Source organism: Streptomyces capoamus (genome assembly GCF_014654935.1).
GTDB lineage: Bacteria > Actinomycetota > Actinomycetes > Streptomycetales > Streptomycetaceae > Streptomyces > Streptomyces capoamus.
Genome location: NZ_BNBF01000028.1, coordinates 24,062 through 30,409 on the forward strand (window position 1 = coordinate 24,062; position 6,348 = coordinate 30,409).

General features: G+C 74.5%; 6 protein-coding genes. 2 read left to right on the plus strand and 4 right to left on the minus strand.

The genetic code is table 11. The annotated features are described in order from the left end of the window. On the plus strand, nt 1-2,234 hold a 2,234-nt coding region (locus IE312_RS32260), incomplete at its 5' end, for a helix-hairpin-helix domain-containing protein (RefSeq protein ID WP_189985797.1). Nucleotides 2,235-2,357: 123 nt separating this feature from the next. On the opposite strand, the gene IE312_RS32265 is transcribed toward IE312_RS32260, so the two are convergent. Then, entirely contained in the window at nt 2,358-3,098 is a 741-nt protein-coding gene (locus IE312_RS32265) for a hypothetical protein (RefSeq protein WP_189985798.1), read from the minus strand. Between the two features lie 47 nt (nt 3,099-3,145). Here IE312_RS32265 and IE312_RS32270 point away from each other — a divergent pair, with 47 nt between their 5' ends. After that, nucleotides 3,146-3,334 carry a DUF5703 family protein gene (locus IE312_RS32270; RefSeq protein WP_043407302.1) on the plus strand — a complete coding sequence of 63 codons (189 nt, stop codon included), beginning with the start codon at nt 3,146-3,148 and terminating at the stop codon, nt 3,332-3,334. A gap of 70 nt (nt 3,335-3,404) precedes the next feature. Here IE312_RS32270 and IE312_RS32275 read toward each other — a convergent pair whose 3' ends face one another. The 3 genes from IE312_RS32275 to IE312_RS32285 form a co-directional block, all read right to left on the minus strand. Next, complete coding sequence (locus IE312_RS32275) at nt 3,405-4,253, minus strand: chaplin (protein ID WP_189985799.1); 849 nt, start codon at nt 4,251-4,253, stop codon at nt 3,405-3,407. A 116-nt stretch (nt 4,254-4,369) separates the two neighbouring features. After that, nucleotides 4,370-4,603 (minus strand): chaplin ChpH, encoded by a 234-nt coding sequence (gene chpH / locus IE312_RS32280; RefSeq protein ID WP_189985800.1) that lies wholly within the window; start codon nt 4,601-4,603, stop codon nt 4,370-4,372. Nucleotides 4,604-4,750: 147 nt separating this feature from the next. Continuing rightward, complete coding sequence (locus IE312_RS32285; protein WP_189985801.1) at nt 4,751-6,076, minus strand: M20/M25/M40 family metallo-hydrolase; 1,326 nt, start codon at nt 6,074-6,076, stop codon at nt 4,751-4,753. Between the last annotated feature and the right edge of the window lie 272 nt (nt 6,077-6,348).

A 6,348-nucleotide genomic window follows, 5' to 3' on the forward strand; every position in this document is an offset into this window, starting at 1 on the left:
ACACCCGTGAGACCCCGGACCACGAGACTCCGGACCAGGACACCGCCGCGCGGGCCACGGCAGACGGCACGGAGTCGGCAGACGGTACGGAGTCGGCAGACGGTACGGAGTCGGCAGACGGTGACGGGACGGCCGAGGGCCCGGAGACTACCCAGGGCGCGGAGTCCGCCGGCGGTGGTGCCGAGGCGGCGGACGGTGCTGCCGCCGGGCTGTCCGAGGCGGAGGCCGAGCTGGCCGCGCAGCGGATCGAGCGGGAGCGGATCGAGCGGCGCAAGGCCGAGAAGAGCCGGATCGAGAGCGGCGGCAAGCTGAGCGGCACGGCGGCTGACCTGCTCGCGGCGGTCCGGGCCGTGGAGAGCGGCGAGAAACCGACGGCCACGGTCTTCGCCGAGCCCGCGCCGGCCCCGCGCCGCCCCGCCCCGGAGCCGGTGCGCGCGCCCCAGCCCGCACCCGCGCCGGTCGCGCCCGGTGCCCCCGCCCCCGCGGCCGTCGAGGCCGTGCGCCGGGTGCTGGCCGAGGGCGGCGCGCCCGAGGCGCCGGCCCCCCAGGTCGCCGCCGCCCTGGGCGAGGGCGCCGACACCGTGCTCCGGGAGGATCCCTGGCAGCTGCTGCGGGTCACCGGGGTACGGCCGGAACAGGCCGACGGCTTCGCCCGGGCGTTGCTCGGCGCCGGCTGCGGCCCGGACGGCGAGCGGCGGGGCCGCGCGGTGACGGTCTGGCTGCTGGAGCAGGCCGCCGTGGCCGGGCACACCGCCCTGGACCTGCCCGCGCTCACCGCGGCGCTGGGCCGGCAGGGCGTACCGGACCCGGACGCGGCGGTGCAGGCCACCCTCGCCGAGGGCGAGGCGCTGGTGTTCCAGGACGCCCTGGAGGAGCCGGGAGCCCCGGCCCCGCAGGACGAGGGCACCGGCACCGGCACCGGCACCGGTGAGGAGACCGACGAGGAGCCGGAACGGCCCGTCCGGGTCCTGGTCGGTCTGGAGCGGTACGCGCTGGCCGAGGAGAGCCTCGCCGACGGCCTGGCCCGGCTGGCCAACTCGCTGCCCCGGGAGGCCGGGCAGGAATGGGAGGCGGTCGCCGCGGAACTGTCCGGCGGTGCGGCCGAACTGGCCCGCGCGGTCGCCGGGCACGGCCTGGTGCTGCACACCGGCGCGGAGGCGGCCCGCGCCGAACCGGCCGCGCTGCTCGGCGCCGCCCGCGCGGCGGGCCTGCGCGCCTTCGCCGTCTGCCACACCCCGGACGGGCGCGGGCGGCTGGCCGCCCGGCTCGGCGGGGAGCCGGCGCAGCAGGGCGTGGCCACGGTCGCCGGACTGCTGTCCGGCGCCGAGGGCCCGGGCCGGGACACGGAAGGCGCCCTGGCCCTTGACCTGCTGATCGTGCTGGACGCGCCCCAGCTCGACGTGGAGGGCGCGGCGATGCTGGTGGAGTCGCTGCCCGACGGGGCCCGGCTGGTGCTGAGCGGCGACCCCGGGGTGCTGTGGTCGGCAGGTCCGGGCCGGGTCTTCGCGGACCTGATCGCGGCCCGGGCCTGCCCGCAGATCGTCTCCCGAGTCCCGGATCCCGGCCCGCTCGGCGAGCTGGTCTCCGGCATCGGCATCGGTGAGCTGAACCAGGTCGCCGCCCCGGACAAGGAGATCGTCATCGTGCCGGTGCGGGACGCCGGGGAGGCCGTGCACCGGACGGTGCAGCTCGTCGCGGACTCGGTGCCGCGGGCGATCGGCGTCCCGGCCGAGCAGACGGTGGTGATCACCCCGGGGCACGGCGGCGCCGTCGGCACCCGCGCGCTCAACACCGCCCTGAAGGAGCGCCTCAACCCCGGGCCCGGCCGGTTCGGCGGGTTCGACCCCGGTGACCGGATCGTCTACTCCCCCACGCCGGGGCGCGCGGTGCCGGGAGTGGTGGTGAAGGCCGACGCCGAGGGGCTGCACCTGTCGTGCGCCGGCGCCCCCGTCGTCGTACCGAGGGAGCGGGTGGAGGGCGGTGTGCGGCACGGCTGGGCGCTGACCGCGCACCAGGCGGTGGGCGCCCGCTGGCCCGCGGCGGTCGTGGTGCTGCCCGGCGATGCCGCGCAGGCCCTCAGCCGCCCCTGGGTGTACACGGCCTTCGGCCGGGCCGAGCGGCACCTGTCCGTGGTGCACGGCGTGGAACAGGCCCTGCCGAAGGCGGTCGCGGAGGTCCCGCCGAAGCCCCGCACGACCCGCCTGCGGGCCCTGCTGGGCCCGCGGGAGGCGTGACGGGATCCCCGTCGTCCCCGTCTTCCCGTCTTCCCCGTCCCGTTCCGCGCCGACGGCCGGCCACGGCGGCGGACGCGGCGGTGCCGTACCGGCCGAAGGCCCCCACGGCACCGCCGGTCCCGCTCACTTCTCGGCGTCGAGCGGCTCCAGCTCCTCGTCGTCCGTGTCGACGTCGTCCGCGTCGTCCGCGTCGTCCGCGTCGTCCTCGTCGTCCTCGTCCACGAAGACGATGTCGTCGTCCTCGCCGGCCGAGACCTCGTCGTCGAACACCGCGCTCACGTCGAAACGGCACACCACCTGCTGGGCGTCGATGTGCTCGAACGGCGCCTCCAGCCACTCGCCGGCCTCGGGCGGTTCCTCGGCGGCGGTGACCCAGAGCGTGGAGTCGCCCTCGTCCAGGCCGAACTCCTTGTGCCGGGACGCGATCTCGTCCGGCTCGAACTCGCCGAAGAGGATGCCCAGCGCCCCGGGCAGGGTCCCGGCGGTGTGCTGGTCGTCCACGCCGTCGTCGAACTCCGCCGACTGCACCCGCTGGGCCTGCGCCAGCAGCCGCTGGGGCTCCGCCACGGTGTAGTCGCGGCGGATCAGCACACTGATCGCGTTCGGTTCGTCCGGGCCCGCGTACGGCGGCAGGGTGTCCTCCGCACCGGGGATCTCGAAGGGGGTGACCTCGTCGTAACGGTCGTAGAGCAGCTCGTCGTACGCCTCGGCGGCAGCGGCCAGCTGGTTGAACGCCTCGGAGACGGCCGGGTCGTCCTCCCCCGACCTGCGTTCGACCGCGGCGAGATGACGGTCGAGCGCGGTCTTGACCGCCTCGGCGGCGGCGCGTACCTCGGCAGCGGTGGGCTGCGCAGCATCAGACATAGTGCAGACGCTATCCGTACCGGGCACCAGCCCGCACAATAGATGCGATGCCGGAATACGAATTTGTCGACGTGTACGTACCTCGCGGGGTGTCCCGCAAGGAGGCGACACGTCTGCTGACGGACCATGCCGAGTACGGACACTGGGAGTTGGACCGACTGAGCCTGTTGCGCGACGGCAGCCGCAAGGTGCGGTTGCGCCGGCGGATCATCCGCCAGGTGCGGGCCACGTGGTGAACCGGGACGCGTGACCGGACGTGACGGAAGCGGGCCCCGCCTGGACGGCGGGGCCCGCTTCCGTTCGCGGTCACACCGCGGCCCGTGCCTTGCGGTAGAGCACCGCCCCCGCGAGCAGCGCGCCCGCGCCGGCCGGCAGCGCGATACCGAGCGGCACCTCGCTGCCCGTGTGCGCGAGCTGGGCGGTGCCCAGCGGCTGGGCGGAGCGGCCCGCCTGCGCGGTGACCCGGGGTGCCGTGTGGGCCGTGGAGCCGCCGGTGCCGGTGTGGGAGCCCGTGCCGGGGCCACCGGGCTCGCCGGGACCGCCGGGGGCACCGGGGTGACCGGGCTGGCCGGGGCCACCGGGAGTCCCGGGATGCCCCGGGTGATCGGGCTGCCCGGGGTGGCCCGGGTGACCGGGGTGGCCCGGCTGCCCGGGGTGGCCCGGGTGACCGGGGTGGCCCGGCTGCCCGGGCGGGGTGCCGTGCCCGTGGCTGCCGCCGCCGTTGGCGCAGTCGTCGCCCGTCGTGGCGTTGCCGGCCCCGATGACGTCGACGCTGTTGCCGCAGACGTTCACCGGGACGTCGACCGGCACCTGCACGGTGTTGCCGGAGCCGACACCCGGCGAACCGGCGGTGCCACCGCCGGCGTGCGAGCCGCCGGCGTGCGAGCCGCCGTAGCCACCCCCCGACGTGCCGCCGTGGTTCGCGCACGCGTTGCCCACCGACGGGTTGAGCAGCCCGACGACGTTCACGGTGTTGCCGCAGATGTTCACCGGCGCGTGCACCGGTGCCTGCACGGTGTTGCCGGACAGTACGCCCGGTGATCCGGCGGCACTGCCGGCCGCGCCCGCGTCGGCGTGTGCGTAGCCGCTCGCGGCGGCGATCACGCCGGTGGCGGCCGCCATGGTCATCAGGCCCTTGCGCGTGCCCTGTCGCATGCTGAATTCCCCCCTGCCTTCCATGTCGTGGTGCGAGAGACCGGTCGGCCCCGGAGCGCATGGCGCGCGCTCCGGGGCCGACGGCTCGTCGAAGGACGCCCCTCAGGGAGTCGGCGTCACTTGTTGACGCAGGCGTTGCCGAAGGCGGGGTTCAGGAGCCCGATCACGTTGATCGTGTTGCCGCACACGTTCACCGGGACGTGGACGGGCACCTGGATGACGTTGCCGGACACCACACCCGGGGAGCCCACAGCGGCACCCTGGGCACCGGAGTCGGCGACGGCGAGGCCCGCACCCGCGAGAACCAGCCCACCGGTGGCAGCCGCAGCAGCGACGACCTTCTTGATCATTCTTCCTCCTCGTTGGCGATGCGACCCCAAGGTGCGGGATCACATCAGCTGTAACGAGGAGGGACTGATGAAGCTACGAACCGATCGTCGCATTCACCCTTCTCAGTCGGTGCCGTACGGCTGCCCGAATACCCGGGGGCCAGAGCGTCACGACGCGTCGATGAACCGGTCGAGCACCCGCACCCCGAACCGCAGCCCGTCCACCGGCACCCGCTCGTCCACGCCGTGGAACATGCCGGCGAAGTCCAGCTCCGGCGGCAGCTTCAGCGGGGCGAAGCCGAAGCCGCGGATGCCGAGGTCGTCGAAGGACTTGGCGTCCGTACCGCCGGAGAGCATGTAGGGGATCGCCTTGGCGGTCGGGTCCTCGGCGAGCAGCGCGGACTGCATGGCCTCCACCAGCGCGCCGTCGAAGGTGGTCTCGACGGCCTTGTCGGTGTGCACGTCCTCGCGGCGGACCTTCGGGCCGAGCAACCGGTCGAGGTCGGCGAGGAACTCCTCCTCGTGGCCGGGCAGGAACCGGCCGTCGATGTGGGCGGTGGCCTCGCCCGGGATGACGTTGACCTTGTAACCGGCGCCGAGCTGGGTGGGGTTGGCGGTGTTGCTCAGGGTCGCGCCGATCAGCTTGGCGATGCCGCCGAGCCTGGCGAGGGTGGACTCCATGTCCTCCGGGTCCAGCTCGGTGCCGAGCGCGTCGCCGAGTTCGTCGAGGAAGGCCCGGGTGGTCTTGGTGACCCGGACCGGGAACCGGTGGCGGCCGACCCGGGCGACCGCCTCGGACAGCTCGGTGATGGCGTTGTCGCGGTGGATCATCGACCCGTGCCCGGCGGTGCCGGCCACGGTCAGCTTCATCCAGTGCATGCCCTTCTCGGCCGTCTGGATCAGGTACAGCCGCCGCTGGTCGTCGACGGTGAAGGAGAAGCCGCCGACCTCGCTGATCGCCTCGGTGACGCCCTCGAACAGCTCGGGGTGGTGGTCGACGAGGTGGCGGGCGCCGTAGGTGCCGCCGGCCTCCTCGTCGGCGAGGAAGGCGACCACGATGTCCCGCGGGGGCCGGCGCCCGCTGCGCAGCCGGTCGCGGACGACCGCCAGGGTCATGGCGTCCATGTCCTTCATGTCGACGGCCCCGCGTCCCCACACGCACCCGTCGGCGATCTCGCCGGAGAACGGGTGGTGGGTCCAGTCGTCCGCGTTGGCCGGGACGACGTCCAGGTGGCCGTGGATGAGCAGCGCGGGCCGGGACGGGTCCTCGCCCTCGATGCGGGCCACCGTGGAGGCGCGGCCGGGATGGGACTCGTAGATCTTCGGCTCCAGGCCGACCTCGGCGAGCTTCTCGGCGACCCACTCGGCGGCCTTGCGCTCGCCGGGTCCCGAGTGGTCGCCGTAGTTGCTGGTGTCGAACCGGATCAGCTCGCGGCAGAGGTCCACGACCTCGTCCTCGCCGGTGACGCTCCTGGCCGTGTCCGTCTCGCTCACGTGCTTCCTCCCGCTGTCACTGCTGGTGGTCCCCTCATCCTCTCTCCGGGCCCGCTCCGGGCCCAAGACCGGTCCCGGTCCGACACGCGCCGTTCACAGGCGGCCGGCCGCGGACCGGGGGTGATCGGCCACCCCGGAAGACCTGGTAAAGTTCCTTTCGTCGCCGCGAGGGAGACCCCGCGCGACAGACACCTTGTCCGGGTGGCGGAATGGCAGACGCGCTAGCTTGAGGTGCTAGTGCCCTTTATCGGGCGTGGGGGTTCAAGTCCCCC